We start from the raw sequence: 14,629 nt of genomic DNA on the forward strand, positions 1-14,629 counted from the left end.
ATATTAACTCCGTGATTGTAAACGCATTTCACGTTCTACTTCCGTCAACGAAGCCAAAAATGCGTCACGTTCAAATACACGCTGCATATAGACTTGAAGATCTTTGGCGCCAGGTCCTGACAACTCAACACCCAAGACAGGCAAACGCCACAACAGTGGAGATAAATAACAATCCACCAAGCTGAACTCTTCACTCATGAAGAACGGCATTTCTCTGAAAATTGGCCCAATCGCCAGTAATTCTTCAGCAAGCTGTTTACGTGCAGCATTCGCTTCCTGAACACTCCCTTCCTGAATTTTGTACATCAGGGAATACCAGTCTTTTTCAATTCTATGCATCATCATACGGCTGGAGCCTCGTGCGACAGGATACACAGGCATGAGTGGTGGATGTGGAAAACGTTCATCCAGATATTCCATAATGATGCGAGAATCATACAGGGCCAGCTCACGATCAACGAGAGTAGGAACAGATTGGTAAGGATTCAAATCAATCAAATCCTGGGGCAAATTACCTGCTTCAACGTGTTCAATCTCTACGCTGACCCCTTTTTCCGCCAATACAATTCTCACTTGATGGCTAAAAATGTCGGTCGGGCCTGAAAACAGAGTCATTACCGAACGTTTGTTGGCAGCGACAGCCATGAAAACCTCCAAGTTTATCTAAAAAAAAGGAACGAACAGCCCTTCAATGAACAGCGGCTATTCTCGCTCATATTCTCATCCTGTTTCGCGCTTATTATCCGAGGTTATCCCCCTTTATCTTCCAGTGACTGCTTTATTGGCTGTAACAAGAAAATATCTTGGGGTATTTTTACCTCTGCCAAATCGGGCAAACTCATGGATAAGGCAAAAAATTGTTACTAGTCTACCAGATTTTGCCCATTTTGTGGGGAAGTACATTGAGAATTAATGATGAAATATTAGAGTCTGGGAATTTATTTCTCAAAAATGCTCTTTTTTTTGCCAAAAATAGCGAATTATCGGAGAGTGAAAAACCGGAAGGAATAAAAAAACCCGCCATAAAATGACGGGCTTTTAACTTTAACCCACTGCCACAGTTGTGGCAATAAATTAACGTTTGGAGAACTGTGGACGACGACGTGCTTTGCGCAGACCCACTTTTTTACGTTCAACTTCACGGGCATCGCGGGTAACGAAGCCAGCTTTGCGAAGTTCAGAACGCAGAGTCTCGTCATAAGCCATCAGTGCACGGGTGATACCGTGACGGATTGCGCCTGCCTGACCAGAAATACCACCACCTTTAACAGTGATGTACAGATCCAGTTTGTTCAGCATATCAACCAGCTCAAGTGGCTGACGAACAACCATACGTGCAGTTTCACGACCGAAATAAACTTCGAGGCTGCGTTGGTTGATTACGATGTTACCGCTACCTGGCTTAATGAAGACACGAGCGGAAGAGCTTTTGCGGCGACCAGTGCCGTAGTATTGATTTTCAGCCATTGCCTATAATCCCGATTAAATGTCCAGAACTTGTGGTTGCTGTGCCGCGTGGTTGTGCTCGCTGCCCGCGTAAACTTTCAGTTTACGGTACATTGCACGACCCAGTGGCCCTTTTGGCAGCATGCCTTTAACCGCGATTTCAATGACACGCTCAGGACGGCGGGCAATCATCTCTTCAAAGGTCGCTTGCTTGATACCACCGATGTGACCAGTGTGGTGATAATAAATTTTGTCAGAACGTTTGTTGCCAGTGACAGCAACTTTTTCTGCGTTAACAATAATGATGTAATCACCAGTATCAACGTGCGGAGTGTATTCCGCTTTGTGCTTGCCGCGCAGGCGACTAGCCACTTCAGTTGCAAGACGGCCCAAAGTTTTGCCATCTGCGTCAACAACATACCAGTCGCGTTGTACGGTTTCTGGTTTAGCTGTAAAAGTTTTCATTAAAGCTTACCCAATTATAAGTTACACGTTGGTGAACACTCGATGTTCAGAAACTGTTTTTTGAGGTTCACACGACTCATGTCCAGCAAACCTACCCCTTCGAATAGCCTATGCCGGCACTAATGCAAGTTTTTTGGGAAATAAAAAATCCTGCTGTAACGTGGGGTCGCAAGATTATAGAGAACTCATCATAAAAAATCGACCCCAAATTCAATAATTATCCCAAAGAGCAAAGGAATCAGGGTAAATGTGGAAGTTTCAGGTATTCCTCACTTTGCATTTCCTGCAACCGGGAGAGGCAACGTTGATATTCAAAGGTCAACAACTCACCTTGATAAATCTGTTCCATTGGCGCGTCAGCATTAATGATAAGTTTCACCTGACGCTCATAGAATTCATCCACCAGCGCGATAAAGCGCCGCGCCGCATTTTCATTCAATGTTGTCATAATCGGCATATCGTGTAACAAAACAGAATGATAAAGCTTCGACAAAGCAATATAGTCCCGTTGACTGCGCGGATCTTCACACAATGTTCTGAAATGGATTGCCAATATCCCATCAACACTCCTGATGACGGGCATATTGCGATGATTGATCACCAATATTGGATTCGGCTCCCCTTCTTGCCCGGCCAAACGCAGAAACATATGACGCATCTCCTGTCGATTCTCCTCTGATAATGGCGTCAGATAGAGATGAGCCGGTGTCAGAGTGCGTAGGCGATAGTCGATACCGGCATCGACATTCATCACATCACAATATTTTTTGATCTGCGCAATGGCTGGCAGAAATCGAGTGCGCTGCAATCCATTCCGGTATAACGCATCAGGCGGGATATTGGATGTCGCCACCAAAGCAATTCCCCGGGCAAATAGGGCCTCCAGCAATGTGCCGAGGAGCATGGCATCCGTAATGTCAGAGACAAAAAAACTCATCAAAACAGAGTATATCCGTCTGTGCCTTGAAACCATCAGCAATGATCTCTAAGGGATCTTCATGGCCTTGTAACGCGGTTAACTCTTCGTGTACCCGTAACATGAAACGGTGGAAATGGAGACGCAGTTTCCGCTCAGTGGGTAAACTCTGGTAAAACATATCCATCAGCCATGTTTTGCCACGCCCGACACCGCCCCACATATAAAGCCCCTGCACAGGGCGGAATTGCGCAGAAGTTTGCCGACTAAACAATTTGCTCAATACGCCTTTCAGTCCACTGGCTTGCGAAGTATGGCGCGGTTGAGCATTGATAAGATCGCTATGAATAAGATCAAGGCGTTCAACCGTCTTGCGCTGTACTTCGTCAGGTTGATACTGCCCCTCAGACAATGCTGATTGATAGAGAGATGAAGGTGTAATCGGTGACATGAAAAAGACAATCCTTAAAGTTTTTTATTCTCAGTACGTATCGTAATTTACCAATAAGAACGATGCCAATTCTCACTGATGTGAATTGAGAGATCTGCTTTTGGATAAGAATTTTTACCTGCATACTTTGGTAAATCTGTATAAAATATATCTATCAGATTACAGATAAATAAATTAATTAATTAATAATCAATATTCCACTCTGACTAAATTAACGGTTATAGTGATCATCATGAACCAAGAGCCTATCCCAATAGTTGTCTACCCTTGCAAACAGAATGACCTAATGGGATAACGCTCGAAGAACATTGCAGAAACAATATTGCAGAATAACGATGTGACTAAAGGAGTTGCCATGACTTGGGAATATGCCCTGATCGGATTAATCATCGGTTTTATCGTCGGCGCACTGGCTGTCCGCTTTGGCAGCTCAAAACTACGCCAACAAAATGCCCTACAGGCTGAATTGGAGAAAAATCGGTCTGAATTGGAAGAATACCGCAAAGAGCTGGTCAGCCATTTCGCCCGTAGCGCTGAATTACTTGACAATATGGCACGCGATTACCGTCAGTTGTATCAGCACATGGCTAAAAGTTCCAATGAACTGATGCCCAATATGCCAGTACAGGATAATCCTTTCAATTATCGTCTAAGCGAATCCGAAACTGAGAAAAATAAAGTGACTGCTAACACGCCTCCCCGGGATTATTCTGAGGGTGCATCTGGTCTACTCCGCCCGAACCAAGATAAATAATTAATGCACTTTGCCGTGGTAATAATCGCTACCACGGCCCCTTGAGTCCCCTTCATCCAATGGGAAAATTTTTGGTTTTTATTTTTAATTCACGTAAATGCCTGTAAAGAAGCGTATTGAAACGACTTTATTAGTGAACTTTGCTGAATAATTGAGAGTCATAACAGCATTGAAACAATGATGCTTAAGGCCTGTCTAACCCCTGGGAATAAGTGATTTCCAAGGTAGCAAAGCCTTGACAGGATAGGTCTCTTAAGCACAATTTCCTTTTCTAGCTTAGGTATTAAGAGAACGTATTCATGAAAATAAAAAATACATTGTTCAGCGCACTCGCTATTAGTATCGGACTGTCTTTGGCTTCAATTCCAATGGTAAGTCATGCAGCCCTACCTGCTGCGATGGCCTCTCAAGGATCCCCCAGTCTCGCTCCCATGCTGGAAAAAGTGCTGCCTTCTGTTGTCACTGTTCATGTTTCAGGTACAGAAGTACAAAGCCAACAGCTCCAATTACCTGAAGATTTCCAGTTCTTCTTCGGGCCGGCTTTTCCTCCGCAAGAACCCAGGAAACGTCCATTCACAGGGTTAGGCTCTGGGGTGATTATTGATGCCAGTAAAGGTTATGTATTGACCAATAGTCATGTCATTAATAATGCAAATAAAATACGCGTTCAATTAAATGATGGCCGTGAATACTCAGCAAAACTCCTTGGGCGTGATCCACAAACTGACATTGCTCTTTTACAATTGAAAGATGCCAAAAACCTGACTGCCATTAAGTTTGCTGACTCTGATCAACTGCGCGTCGGAGATTATGCGATTGCCATCGGTAACCCATTTGGCCTGGGGCAAACCGTCACATCTGGGATCATTTCTGCTCTTGGTCGCAGCGGCCTGAATCTGGAAGGGTTGGAAAACTTTATCCAGACCGATGCCCCAATTAATCGCGGTAATTCTGGTGGTGCATTGATTAACCTGAAAGGCGAACTGATCGGTATTAACACTGCCATCCTTGCCCCAAGCGGGGGTAACGTCGGTATCGGTTTTGCCATCCCAAGTAATATGGCTAAGGTCCTTTCCGCTCAGCTTATTTCTCATGGCGAAGTCAAACGCGGCATACTCGGGATCAAAGGAACCGAGATGACGGCAGACATCGCTAAAGCACTCAATGTTGAAGCACAACAGGGGACATTTGTCAGCGAAGTTATGCCTAAATCGGCCGCAGCTAAAGCGGGTATCAAACCAGGGGATGTCCTAATCTCCTTTGATGGCAAGAAAATTAATAGCTTTGCTGAACTGCGTGCGAAAGTGGGTACAACCGCTCCAGGTAAAGAAGTCACAATTGGTCTGCTGCGTAAAGGGAAGCCACTTGAAGTCACCGTTACACTGGATAACAGTGATGAAGAGCCAACGAAAGCAGAAAACTTGAGTATTGCCCTGCAAGGCGCAACCCTGAGTAATGCCACCCTGAAAAATACTCAAGGCATCAAAGTGGATTCGATTACCCCGAACTCCCCTGCTGCTATATCAGGTTTGCAGAAGGATGACTTGATTGTTGGTGCCAACAATGTACGTGTCCGAAATATCAGCGAATTACGCAAGATCACTGAGGAGAAGCCGACTATTATCGCACTGAACGTCTTACGTGGTGACGATAATGTTTATCTCTTACTGCGTAATTAACCTATACCCACGACAGACGCAGTATGATGCTGTGTCTGTCCACTTCTATGCTATTCTTCTTTCAATCAATTACTATTCTGAATAATGTCATGCTGATCAAGTTAGTACGCTCTATACTCATAGGCTTATTGATTGCCGCTATTTTGCTGGTCGCTATACCATCCCTGCGTCCCAGCGGCTTAAAAAATTTCCTGAGCGATAACAACAGCAACGATAAAATATCCAGTTTCAGCAAAGCAGTCCGCCGGGCTGCTCCTGCGGTAGTCAATATTTACAGCAGCAGCATGGGGAGTTTTTCCCATGAAAGCCGGGAACTGCTTCCCCTGGGTTCCGGTGTCATTATGAGTGAACAAGGCTATATTCTCACTAATCGGCATGTTATCAATAAGGCAGCGTCCATTATTGTCGCCTTGCAAGACGGGCGCTTTTATGAAGCACTGTTAGTCGGTTCAGATGGCCCTACGGATCTGGCAGTTTTAAAAATCAATGCCAAAAACCTGCCTGTGATCCCCATTAATCCTAAGCGAATGGCTCACGTAGGGGATATCGTATTGGCTATCGGTAATCCGTACAATTTGGGACAAACCATCACACAAGGCATTATCAGTGCAACCGGGCGCGTCGGCCTTAGCCCAACACGGCGCCAGAATTTCCTGCAAACAGACGCGTCAATTAACCAAGGCAACTCCGGGGGCGCTTTGGTCAATACGCTAGGCGAATTAGTCGGCATCAATACATTGACGTTCGATAAGTCTGAGTTTGGTTCAACACCGGAAGGACTGGGATTTGCCATTCCAACAAAACTGGCTACTACCATTATGCAGAAATTGATCCGTGATGGCCGGGTTATCAGGGGATATATAGGCATCACCGCCAGAGAGTTACCCTATATTCGCTCATCAGGCAGTCATATCAATCAAATTCAGGGGTTGCGCGTTTTCCAGATTGCACCCAATGGTCCGGCTGAAAAAGCGGGGATCAAAGTGGGGGACATCATTACCCGCGTTAATCATCAGCCAGCCATCTCACCGGTGGAAACGATGGATAAAGTTGCGGAAATTCGTCCGGGCAGTGTTGTTCCTGTCACTGTGCTACGCGATGGCGCTTATCTCACCCTTAACGTCACAATCGATGAGTTTGATGGCTACTAATCTTTCCTCGCCCATTCTTTCCTTACCCATTATTTTCTCACCCACAATGTGGGCGAGAAAAAATATCTAGTTCCGTTTAATCAGCCGCCTTTATACGCTCAATATTTGCCCCAAGACCACGCAGCTTATCTTCAATATGTTCGTAACCACGGTCAATATGATAAATACGGTCTACGACTGTCGTTCCTTCCGCAATGCAACCCGCTAATACTAAGCTCGCAGAAGCACGCAAATCAGTCGCCATTACCTGTGCACCAGATAATTTTTCAACACCATGACACAGCACGGTGTTGCTCTCAATTTCAGCCCGTGCGCCCATGCGAATCAACTCAGGGATATGCATGAAGCGATTTTCAAAAATGGTTTCAGTGATCATGCCTGCGCCATCTGCAACCAGATTCAATAGGCTAAATTGCGCCTGCATATCAGTTGGGAAACCCGGATGTGGTGCCGTGCGGAATGTCACTGCTTTCGGCCGCTGACCATGCATATCAAGGCTAACCCAATCCTCTCCCACGTTGATATCCGCCCCGGCTTCACGCAGCTTGGCTAAAACCGCGTCCAAAGTATCAGGTTTCGCATGACGACACATCACCTTACCGCGCGAAACCGCCGCAGCAACCAGGAAGGTGCCGGTTTCGATACGATCAGGCAGTATGTGATGAACACCGCCCCCCAAACGCTCAACCCCCTCAATCACAATGCGATCGGTGCCTGCACCTTTGATTTTTGCTCCCAGCGTATTGAGAAAATTGGCCGTATCTTCAATTTCAGGTTCACGGGCAGCGTTTTCAATAGTGGTTGTGCCTTCCGCCAATGTTGCGGCAGTCATGATCGTAACCGTTGCCCCCACACTGACTTTATCCATCACAATGCTGGCACCTTGCAAACGGCCATCTACAGTGGCTTTGACATACCCCTCATTCAGCACGATTTTCGCACCAAGTTGCTCCAGACCAGAAATATGGAGATCAACAGGACGCGCCCCAATAGCGCAGCCGCCTGGCAAAGAAACCTGCCCCTGACCGAAACGCGCCACCAACGGTCCCAACGCCCAGATGGATGCTCGCATGGTTTTAACCAGTTCATAAGGGGCACAATATTCATTGACTCCACTGGCATCAATAAAAACAGAACCATTACGTTCCACTTTTGTCCCCAGACGATTAAGCAATTTGATCGTGGTATCAATATCTCTCAATGCAGGAACGTTCTGTAATTCAACCGGCTCTTCTGCCAGTAACGCTGCGAACATAATTGGTAAGGCGGCATTTTTTGCCCCGGAAATAGTCACCTCTCCCAACAGGCAGGCAGGCCCTTTCACACGAAATTTATCCATCTGTCATGATTCTCTTATTTAATTCAAAGTGTGCTGTTCGCGGCGAGGCAAACAACGTCAAAGTCCCTGAAGCTTACGGTCACGCTGCCACTGTGCCGGTGTATAGGCTTTGATTGACAACGCGTGAATGCGGTTATCCGCGATGTATTCCATCAAAGGAGCATAAACAGCCTGCTGTTGTTTAACTCGGCTCAGGCCATCAAAAAATGCGCCAACGGCAATAACCTGAAAGTGGCTGCCGTCACCGCTGACGATAACGTCATCAAGTGCCAATTTTTCCATCAGCACTCTTTTGATTTCATTTGTATCCATAAATCTGCTCACACTCGTCTTTAGCGTTAAAATAATAGTAGATGCCTATCCTAATGGAATACAGGCAACTCTTAAACCAAGAAAAACGCCCCTGTAAGTTGATGGCTTACAAGGGCGCTGATGATCAAAAAAAGAATTACGCTTTGGGCTGATCCTCGTCAAGAAGCGCTTGCAAACCATATAACGCTATCAACGTGCCAAGGCGTTCCCCTATACCTGAAAAGGTCAGTGTCCCGCCACGTTTCTGGCATTCTCCTTTTAATTGAACGAACAGAGCCAACCCCGTAGAATCCACACGGCTTAATTGGGAGACATCAATATTGTCAATGCCCCCCAGAGCTTGCTCTTTTTGTTGCCAAAGAGGCAGCAAGCTATCACGATCCAATGTGCCTTGCAGAAACAAAGTACTCCCCGCTTTTTCCCAGCTAACGGTTCTCTGATTGACGTTTTTGTTACTCATCATACCGTTATCAAAAGTCGCTTTTTCCATATCACTTTTTCTTTTCTAACGTGATCGGGGCTTTCGCGCTGATGGCTAATTGTTCAGTCAGGCCATCAATACCTTTCTGACGCAGGATATCCGCCCATTCATTCTGCTTGGTTGTGATCATGCTCACACCTTCTGCGATCATGTCGTAAGCCTGCCAATAACCTGTCTTACTGTTTTTACGCCATTGAAAATCTAAACGAACTGGCGGCTGTCCATTAGGATCGGTAATCGTGACACGAATGGCCACTATCGTCTTATCACCCAACGGCTGTTCTGGTGCAATCTGATAATCTTGTCCGTGATACATCGCCAGGGCCTGACCATATGCCTGCTCCAGATAGGATTCAAACGTCTTGAAATAAGCATCACGCTGCTCCGGTGTGGCTTGTTTGTAGTAAGGTCCCAGAACCAGTGCGCCTGCATATTTTATCTGTACATAAGGCAGCAATTCTTGACGCACAATCTGGCGCAAAACGTCTGGATTAGCCTGAATTTTCGGTTGCTCGCTCTTCAAATGGCTAAACGTTTTTTCCGCCGCATCTTTCATCAATGCGTAGGGGTTGGTTTGATCTGTAGCGCTGGCCAATGGTGCAACCACCAGCAATGCAATCATAAGTAATCGCTTAAACATAAGTGTTATTTCTCCTAAGCAGTGGATTGCTAACTTAATGTGCTTGTTCAGGTGCCGAAGCGGATTTTCCTTGATTCCCGCTACTACTCTTATACAAGAACTGTCCAATCAAATCTTCAAGTACCATCGCAGGCTTGGTATCTTCAATACGATCGCCATCTTTCAACATGGCAGTCCCTAAATCAGGGTCATCAAACCCGATATTGAGAGAAATATATTGCTCTCCCAGTAACCCTGAAGTTCGGATAGAAAGCGAGCTGGTATTTGGAATATTGTCGTATTGCGTGAAAATATCCAATTCAACTTGTGGCGTATAAGTTTTGTGATCCAGCCAGATTTTCTCCACGCGACCAACAACTACCCCGCCAACTTTCACCGGTGAACGGACTTTCAGACCACCAATATTGTCAAATGTGGCATATACACGATAAGTTGGCTGGCTGCCGAAAGATCGGATATCTGCAACTTTGAGGCACAAAAATACGATTGCAGCCAACGCAATCAAGACAAAAGCGCCCACCCAAATTTCATTTTTCTTGTTTTGCATCGAATTAGTTCCCAAACATCAGTGCTGTCAGCACAAAATCCAAACCCAATACCGCCAACGACGCATGAACTACCGTGCGCGTCGTTGCCCTGCTGATCCCTTCCGATGTTGGGATAGCGTCATAACCATTGAACAGTGCAATCCAGGTTACCGTAATAGAAAAAGCCACGCTCTTGAGAAAACAGTTGAACAAATCTTTTTGCCATTCCACCGCAGATTGCATGGACGACCAGAAAAAGCCCCCATCAATGCCTTTCCAATCCACACCGACTATTGCGCCACCCAAGATCCCCACCGCCACAAAGATCAAGGAGAGTAAAGGCAGACTGATAAAACCAGCCCAAAAACGCGGGGCAATAACGCGGCGCAGCGGATCAACCGCCATCATTTCCAGACTGGAAATCTGTTCAGTGGCTTTCATCAAACCAATTTCTGCGGTCAACGCTGAACCCGCTCGCCCCGCAAACAGTAGTGCAGTCACCACAGGTCCCAGTTCACGTAGTAGTGATAACGCCACCATCATGCCAAGGCTGCCTTCCGCACTAAATGTGGTTAAAACCAGATAGCCCTGTAAGGCCAACACCATGCCAATAAACAGCCCTGAAACCACAATAATCAGAAGCGATTGCACACCTACGCTATACAGTTGCTGACGCAATAGTGTCCATTGTTTGGCTGGCTCTGGCTTACCAATGATTGCATTAAACAGCATAAAGCCCGCACGTCCGAATGAAGCCGTAACCTCAATCGTACGTCGGCCCATTGCTGCTAATGCCCGTGTTAACATCAACATTCCATCATCCTAATAACTCAGTTTTGTAATCCCCGGCCGGGAAACGGAAAGGTACAGGTCCATCAGCAATACCATCAAGAAACTGCCGTACCCGTTGATCCTGATTCATTCTCAACTGATCTGGAGTACCTTCTGCGATCACTTTCTTCTCAGCCACAATATAAGCATAATCGGCAATACTCAGTACTTCAGGCACGTCGTGGGAAACCACAACACACGTAACACCAAGCGCATGATTCAGCTCATCGATCAGCTTCACCAAAACACCCATCGTGATGGGGTCTTGACCCACAAAGGGTTCATCAAACATGATCAAGTCAGGATCGAGTGCAATCGCCCTTGCTAATGCGGCTCGCCTTGCCATACCGCCAGAGAGTTCCGATGGCATCAAGTGCGCAGCGCCACGCAACCCGACCGCTTCCAGCTTCATCATCACGGTTGTGTGAATCAACACTTCAGGCAGTTGGGTATGCTCACGCAGGGGAAAAGCCACATTGTCAAAAACATTCAGATCAGTGAACAAGGCACCTGACTGAAATAACATGCTCATTTTCTTGCGGGCAGCATACAGACGCGGGCGGGACAATGCCGGAATATTATCGCCATCAAACCAAATTTCACCGCGCTCAGGGCGAATTTGCCCCCCAATCAAACGCAGCAAGGTGGTTTTTCCTATACCGGAAGGTCCCATAATAGCGGTAACTTTTCCTTTCGGAACGGTCAGATTAATATCAGCAAAAATCGGGCGCTGGCCTCGGGTGAAATGCATTCCGCAGATCTCAATAAGATTTGCTGTTTGTTGACTCATCATTGATAGCCCCTAACCGTTAATAGAACTGTCTTCATGACTGTATTTAAAAAATTAATCATGCATACTACAAAAAATTGTCCAATTTGCGTTAGCAATGTTGTGACAAATTTTACTTTTTATCGCGGGATCGTCAGAATGTATAAGTCTAGCTGAATAAACATTCCATGTTTAAAAATCAACCATTATTAGCATTATGCTCGGAATAAAACTTATTTAAGGGAACCTCATGTTTCTGACAATTGTACTGCTCATTACCGGGTTGATTTTACTGGTATATGGTTCCGATAGATTAGTTTATGGTGCGGCCGTTTTTGCCCGCATCATGAAAATTCCCCCTTTTATTGTCGGCCTGGTTATTATGGGAATAGGAACCTCCCTGCCAGAACTGATGGTTTCTGTCACAGCCATTTTAGACGGACAGCCAGACATGGCCATCGGCAATGCCATTGGTTCCAATATTACTAACCTGTTGCTCATTACGGGAGCCGCAGCGCTCATTCGGCCAATCGGGGTAAAATCAGAAATTCTGCGACAAGAAGTGCCCCTGATGTTGGCGATCACCGCATTTGCAGGATATTTGTTGTCCAATGGCTACCTGAGCCGACTGGATGGGATTCTTTTAGTGTTTTCAGCCCTCTTCTTTATTTCTCTGATGATAAAGATGACCGCTTTCTCTCAACACAATAGGGCTGATAGCTATACCCAGGAACGAAATGCCGAATTGCCGCTCGAAGGCAATAAAGCAATTGCGCTTCTCTGGGTCGTTCTGGGGTTAATTATTCTTCCCATTTCTACCCGTATGGTGATTGATAATGCAACCGTTATTGCACGTATTTACGGTGTCAGCGAACTGGTGATTGGCCTGACCATGCTTGCCGTAGGAACCAGCTTGCCTGAGCTTGCCACCACTATTGCTGCGGCCATAAAAGGTGAGAATGACATGGCAATGGGCAATATTGTTGGCTCCAACGTATTCAATACCACTCTTGTTCTGGGTGTCCCAGCCATACTTTCCCCCAGTGCCTTTTCACCTCAAGCATTTTCCCGGGATTTTTGGGTCATGATGGCCGCGAGTATACTATTCACGGTATTTTGTCTGGGAAGAAAGCATCGACTGAACCGATTGAACGGCATCTTGCTACTGGGCTGTTTTATCGCTTATTTTGTCGTACTTTTTGTTTCTAATTGTTACGGTACTGAGTAATTGCCAATTGAGTGGGAAATAAAAATGCCTAAAATCGATTTTCAGCAAGCAGGTAAGCAAGTATTACAGATTGAACTTGAAGGGCTGGCTGGCCTGGAACAATACATTAATGACGATTTCAGCGAAGCCTGTGAATTAATGTTTAGTTGTGAAGGAAAAGTCATTGTGATGGGGATGGGCAAATCTGGTCATATTGGACGAAAAATCGCTGCGACATTTGCCAGTACCGGTACGCCTTCGTTCTTTGTCCATCCTGGCGAAGCCAGCCATGGTGATCTCGGCATGGTCACAGCAAAAGATATCGTGCTGGCGATTTCCAATTCCGGTGAATCAAATGAAATTCTGGCGTTAATTTCCGTACTCAAGCGGCAAAAAGTCCCGCTCATCTGCATGACAAATAATCGCAACAGTAACATGGGCAAAGCCGCAGACATCCACTTGTGTATCAAAGTTCCACAAGAAGCCTGTCCATTGGGATTAGCCCCCACCACCAGCACCACCGCCACACTCGTCATGGGCGATGCATTAGCCCTTGCGCTCTTGCAGGCCCGTGGCTTTACGGCCGAAGACTTCGCTCTTTCCCATCCGGGTGGAACACTCGGACGCAAACTTCTGCTGCTGGCCAGTGATTTAATGACCACGGGTAATGACATTCCCCGGGTTCCCCGGACAGCGACGCTGCGTGAGGCTTTAGTGGAAATCACCCGCAAAAAATTGGGCATGACGGTTATTTGTGATGATGACAGGCAAATCAGTGGTATTTTTACCGATGGCGATTTACGCCGTGTTTTCGATATGGGCATTGATTTAAACAATGCAAAAATCTCAGATGTCATGACTGCCGGCGGTATTCGGATTAAACCCAATGCACTGGCGGTTGACGCTCTAAACCTGATGCAATCACGCCATATCACCTCACTCTTGGTCACAGAAGGTGACAAGTTACTGGGTGTATTACACATGCACGATCTTTTGCAGGCCGGTGTTGTGTAGGCCGGTCTTCTATAAAGCAAGTAAACTGACACAAACAAGCATGATATCAATCTTAAGAGAATGTCTTAATGAGTCAAAAAGAGTACCTGAACACCTGTTATGGCCCAGTTAATAAAGTCATTATCGAAAAAGCCCGCCAAATCCGTTTACTGATTTGTGATGTTGATGGCGTAATGTCTGATGGGCTTATCTACATGGGCAATGAAGGCGAAGAGCTGAAAGCCTTTAACGTTCGTGATGGTTATGGCATCCGCTGTTTAATCACCTCCGGTATTGAAGTGGCCATCATCACTGGCCGCAAAGCAAAACTGCTGGAAAATCGGGCAGAAACACTGGGTATTACCTATCTTTACCAAGGACAAAACGATAAGGTTTTGGCGTATAAGGAACTGTTGGATAAACTAGCGTTGCAGCCAGAGCAAGTCGCCTATATTGGTGATGACCTTATTGACTGGCCGGTCATGGCACAAGTGGGATTATCTGTTGCAGTTGCTGATGCCCACCCATTACTGTTGCCAAAAGCAGATTATGTGACTCAGATTGCCGGCGGCCGCGGTGCAGTCAGGGAACTGTGTGATTTGGTACTCTTCGCTCAGAATAAGCTCGAAGATGCCAAAGGATTATCCATATAAATTAAAACTGAAAAA

At 46.0% G+C, this 14,629-nt stretch carries 17 protein-coding genes and 1 pseudogene; 7 read left to right on the forward strand and 11 right to left on the reverse strand.

Annotated elements, in window-relative coordinates; translation table 11 throughout:
* Positions 1-3: 3 nt before the first annotated feature.
* Positions 4-645: a stringent starvation protein SspA gene (gene sspA / locus PXH59_RS17065; protein ID WP_047768787.1), complete on the reverse strand. Its 642-nt coding sequence runs from the start codon at positions 643-645 to the stop codon at positions 4-6.
* Between the two features lie 257 nt (positions 646-902).
* Between sspA and PXH59_RS17070 the strand changes: the two genes are divergently transcribed.
* Positions 903-1,031: a hypothetical protein gene (locus PXH59_RS17070; RefSeq protein ID WP_285809312.1), complete on the forward strand. Its 129-nt coding sequence runs from the start codon at positions 903-905 to the stop codon at positions 1,029-1,031.
* 43 nt (positions 1,032-1,074) lie between these two features.
* Here the strand turns inward: PXH59_RS17070 and rpsI are convergent, their stop codons facing one another.
* The 3 genes and pseudogenes from rpsI to zapE all read right to left on the reverse strand — a co-directional run bounded on the left by rpsI (position 1,075) and on the right by zapE (position 3,278).
* Entirely contained in the window at positions 1,075-1,467 is a 393-nt protein-coding gene (gene rpsI / locus PXH59_RS17075) for a 30S ribosomal protein S9 (protein WP_045959780.1), read from the reverse strand.
* Between the two features lie 15 nt (positions 1,468-1,482).
* On the reverse strand, positions 1,483-1,911 hold the full coding sequence (gene rplM / locus PXH59_RS17080; protein WP_047768784.1) for a 50S ribosomal protein L13: 429 nt from the start codon (positions 1,909-1,911) through the stop codon (positions 1,483-1,485).
* Positions 1,912-2,149: 238 nt separating this feature from the next.
* Positions 2,150-3,278: pseudogene (gene zapE / locus PXH59_RS17085) on the reverse strand (cell division protein ZapE).
* A gap of 355 nt (positions 3,279-3,633) precedes the next feature.
* On the opposite strand from zapE, the gene zapG reads away from it, so the two are divergent.
* The 3 genes from zapG (at position 3,634) to degS (ending at position 6,862) form a co-directional block, all read left to right on the forward strand.
* Positions 3,634-4,032, forward strand: a complete 399-nt coding sequence (gene zapG / locus PXH59_RS17090; protein ID WP_047768780.1) for a Z-ring associated protein ZapG — start codon at positions 3,634-3,636, stop codon at positions 4,030-4,032.
* A 299-nt stretch (positions 4,033-4,331) separates the two neighbouring features.
* Positions 4,332-5,711, forward strand: coding sequence for a Do family serine endopeptidase (locus PXH59_RS17095; RefSeq protein ID WP_047768778.1), 1,380 nt, complete (start codon positions 4,332-4,334; stop codon positions 5,709-5,711).
* Between the two features lie 89 nt (positions 5,712-5,800).
* On the forward strand, positions 5,801-6,862 hold the full coding sequence (gene degS / locus PXH59_RS17100; protein ID WP_047768776.1) for an outer membrane-stress sensor serine endopeptidase DegS: 1,062 nt from the start codon (positions 5,801-5,803) through the stop codon (positions 6,860-6,862).
* Positions 6,863-6,938: 76 nt separating this feature from the next.
* Here degS and murA read toward each other — a convergent pair whose 3' ends face one another.
* The 7 genes from murA to mlaF all read right to left on the reverse strand — a co-directional run bounded on the left by murA (position 6,939) and on the right by mlaF (position 11,782).
* Positions 6,939-8,201, reverse strand: coding sequence for a UDP-N-acetylglucosamine 1-carboxyvinyltransferase (gene murA, locus PXH59_RS17105; RefSeq protein ID WP_285809316.1), 1,263 nt, complete (start codon positions 8,199-8,201; stop codon positions 6,939-6,941).
* Between the two features lie 57 nt (positions 8,202-8,258).
* Complete coding sequence (gene ibaG, locus PXH59_RS17110; RefSeq protein ID WP_047768772.1) at positions 8,259-8,513, reverse strand: BolA family iron metabolism protein IbaG; 255 nt, start codon at positions 8,511-8,513, stop codon at positions 8,259-8,261.
* 136 nt (positions 8,514-8,649) lie between these two features.
* Entirely contained in the window at positions 8,650-9,003 is a 354-nt protein-coding gene (gene mlaB, locus PXH59_RS17115) for a lipid asymmetry maintenance protein MlaB (RefSeq protein ID WP_047768770.1), read from the reverse strand.
* A 1-nt stretch (position 9,004) separates the two neighbouring features.
* Positions 9,005-9,634, reverse strand: coding sequence for a phospholipid-binding protein MlaC (gene mlaC, locus PXH59_RS17120; protein ID WP_047768768.1), 630 nt, complete (start codon positions 9,632-9,634; stop codon positions 9,005-9,007).
* A 34-nt stretch (positions 9,635-9,668) separates the two neighbouring features.
* The gene (gene mlaD, locus PXH59_RS17125) at positions 9,669-10,181 is read right to left on the reverse strand and encodes an outer membrane lipid asymmetry maintenance protein MlaD (RefSeq protein ID WP_285809317.1); all 513 of its coding nucleotides are present in this window, start codon (positions 10,179-10,181) and stop codon (positions 9,669-9,671) included.
* A gap of 4 nt (positions 10,182-10,185) precedes the next feature.
* Positions 10,186-10,968 (reverse strand): lipid asymmetry maintenance ABC transporter permease subunit MlaE, encoded by a 783-nt coding sequence (gene mlaE, locus PXH59_RS17130; RefSeq protein WP_285811811.1) that lies wholly within the window; start codon positions 10,966-10,968, stop codon positions 10,186-10,188.
* Between the two features lie 10 nt (positions 10,969-10,978).
* Complete coding sequence (gene mlaF / locus PXH59_RS17135) at positions 10,979-11,782, reverse strand: phospholipid ABC transporter ATP-binding protein MlaF (protein ID WP_047768882.1); 804 nt, start codon at positions 11,780-11,782, stop codon at positions 10,979-10,981.
* A 229-nt stretch (positions 11,783-12,011) separates the two neighbouring features.
* Between mlaF and PXH59_RS17140 the strand changes: the two genes are divergently transcribed.
* The 3 genes from PXH59_RS17140 (at position 12,012) to kdsC (ending at position 14,614) form a co-directional block, all read left to right on the forward strand.
* Positions 12,012-12,989, forward strand: coding sequence for a calcium/sodium antiporter (locus tag PXH59_RS17140; protein WP_285809319.1), 978 nt, complete (start codon positions 12,012-12,014; stop codon positions 12,987-12,989).
* A gap of 24 nt (positions 12,990-13,013) precedes the next feature.
* A complete protein-coding gene (kdsD, locus tag PXH59_RS17145; protein WP_285809321.1) occupies positions 13,014-13,982 on the forward strand; it encodes an arabinose-5-phosphate isomerase KdsD in 969 nt (322 codons plus the stop codon).
* A 68-nt stretch (positions 13,983-14,050) separates the two neighbouring features.
* Entirely contained in the window at positions 14,051-14,614 is a 564-nt protein-coding gene (kdsC, locus tag PXH59_RS17150) for a 3-deoxy-manno-octulosonate-8-phosphatase KdsC (protein WP_047768762.1), read from the forward strand.
* The last annotated feature ends 15 nt before the right edge of the window (positions 14,615-14,629 follow it).

The sequence above is a fragment of the Xenorhabdus bakwenae genome (genome assembly GCF_030272115.1).
Lineage (GTDB): Bacteria > Pseudomonadota > Gammaproteobacteria > Enterobacterales > Enterobacteriaceae > Xenorhabdus > Xenorhabdus bakwenae.